Source organism: Microcoleus sp. CZ3-B2 (assembly GCF_036705055.1).
Taxonomy (GTDB): Bacteria; Cyanobacteriota; Cyanobacteriia; order Cyanobacteriales; family Microcoleaceae; genus Microcoleus.
The window spans coordinates 1-2,331 of the sequence record NZ_JAUBTN010000137.1; the positions used below are offsets into that span (position 1 = coordinate 1).

Here is a 2,331-nt window from a genome sequence, read left to right on the forward strand (position 1 = left end):
TCATTCTCTCCTGGCGCGGTGGCTCTAGTTCTTCTTTGGCCACCGTTCTCATCTTTGGTTAGTCTAAACTACAGTAACTAATGACTACTAACTAATGACTAATGACTACTGACTAAGGACTACTGACTAAGGACTACTGACTAATTTGAGATAAATTACCTAGAGGCGGCTCGCACCAACAACAATCCGCCGATTCCAAAGCCAAAGGCTATGGGCAGCCAAGCCGAAAGAATCGGAGTCAAAGCAGCTTTTACGCCCATAGAACTGGTGATGAAAGAAAATACATAGTAAGTAAAAATTACAACTACACTAATCCCAAAACTCGTTCCTCTGCCGGAACGGCGCGGTTGAGTTCCCAAAGCTGCTCCCACTAAACCAAATACCAAGCACACGAAAGGAAAAGCATATTTTTCTTGAATTCGCACCTTGAGTTTGCGAATTTGCGGTACATCGCCGCTGTTTTTAAGGATTTCTAAACGCTCTAAAGCTTGAGCAATATTCATTTCCTTGAAATCTCGCACTCTGGCTGCTAAATCTAAGGGCGTGCGGGGGAGTTGCAACTGCTGGTGTTGAAATCTAACTATATTCCGGTAAGAGCCGTCAGGAGCGACAAGATAAGCGGTTCCGTTGTAAAAATCCCAGGTGTTTTCTGAGGGATTCCAAGTAGCTGATTCTGAAGAAACGATTTGATTGAGCCCTGGGGTGGAGCGATCGATAATTGTTAAACCTTTCATTTGCTTGCCGTCAAACTGTTCAGCATAAAAAAAGCGGGACAGGGTTTCTTCGCCGCCTTTTTCGGGTTTACGAAATTCTGTGTAGATAATATTTCGATCTTGAAATGTTGGTTTTTCTCGCTTCAGGGCTCTGTCTAAAGTTACAGTTGCTCTGTAGCTGGCGGCTGGTACGACTAACTCTTGCAAAGCAAAGGTGAAGCCGGCAACAATTAAACTCATAATGACTGCGGGCATTACCAGTCGGTAAACGCTAACTCCGCAACTGCGAAGGGCGATGAGTTCGCTGTCGCTGGAGAGTCGGCTGTAGGCCATTAAGGTTGCTAGCAGCATTGACATTGGGAAAGCTAATACTACGAAGTAGGGAATTTGCAGCAGAAAAATTTCTAGGGCGGCGCTGTAGGGGAGGCCGGATTCTGTTACTCTGCGGACTAATTCAAATAAGGCTCCAACTGTGACGGCGACGGATGTAAAAAGTCCGACTCCAAATAGAAACGGGCCGATTAATTCTTTGGTAATGTACCAGTCCATTACTGAGATTCTTGGCAGCCAGTTGAGGGGATTGAAGGATTTGGAGATTGCTATTTTCATAGTTTGGCGTTTTTGCTGTGGCTCTTCAAGCTACACTTTAAATTATCAATTTTAAATTTCTGTATTGTGTTTTTATGGTTGTGGAAGGGCTGGTTTATAGATATCTGGGCTGGGATTATTGATATCTAGGCGAATCCGCCCCTACTGAGTCTGTCTGGTGCGTCTTTGCGGTTGCTATACAAGACTACCGCACGAAGCTGTCGCCTAGGTAATATTGCCGGACTAAGGGGTTGCTGTAGAGTTCTTCTTCAGCGCCGGAGGCTAATATTTGACCGTCTCGCATGATGTAGGCTCGATCGGTAATTTCGAGGGTTTCTCGGACGTTGTGATCGGTGATCAGGATGCCGATTTTACGATCGCGCAGTTTGGCAATTATCGTTTGAATTTCGTCTACGGCGATCGGATCTACGCCTGCAAACGGTTCGTCTAAAAATAGGAACATCGGCCCGTCTCGCCCAGCGGCTAATGCTCTCGCCAGTTCAGTCCGCCGCCTTTCTCCCCCCGAAACTTGAATTCCCAAACTGGATGCTATGTTTTGTAAGCGAAATTCTTCCAACAGGAAATCGACTCGATCTTTCCATTCCCCACGAGGCACTTGAGTTTGTTCTAGGACTAACAAAATGTTGTCGCGCACGCTCATGTTGCGAAAAATGCTGGCTTCTTGAGCGAGATAGCCAATTCCCAAATGCGCTCGTTGGTGCATGGGCATTTTAGTGATGTCTAAATCGTTGAGCCAAACAGTCCCTTGATTGGGTTTTTCTAATCCGGTTGCTATGTAAAATGTTGTGGTTTTGCCGGCACCGTTGGGGCCGAGCAGTCCTACGATTTCTCCTTGGGCTACGGAAAGGTTGACGCGACTAACTACATTGCGTTTTCCGTAGGATTTGTGAATATTTTCGAGTACAATTTTCATACTTGCCGAGGCAAATTATTAGAAGTCATTAGTCATTAGTCATTAGTCATTAGTCATTAGTCATTAGTCATTAGTCATTAGTCATTAGTCATTAGT

General features: G+C 45.3%; 2 protein-coding genes. Both read right to left on the reverse strand.

Annotated elements, in window-relative coordinates; genetic code table 11:
• Positions 1 to 155: 155 nt before the first annotated feature.
• Positions 156 to 1,322: an LptF/LptG family permease gene (locus QUA97_RS28090; RefSeq protein ID WP_194068637.1), complete on the reverse strand. Its 1,167-nt coding sequence runs from the start codon at positions 1,320 to 1,322 to the stop codon at positions 156 to 158.
• 184 nt (positions 1,323 to 1,506) lie between these two features.
• Complete coding sequence (gene lptB, locus QUA97_RS28095) at positions 1,507 to 2,235, reverse strand: LPS export ABC transporter ATP-binding protein (RefSeq protein WP_194012552.1); 729 nt, start codon at positions 2,233 to 2,235, stop codon at positions 1,507 to 1,509.
• Positions 2,236 to 2,331: the final 96 nt, after the last annotated feature.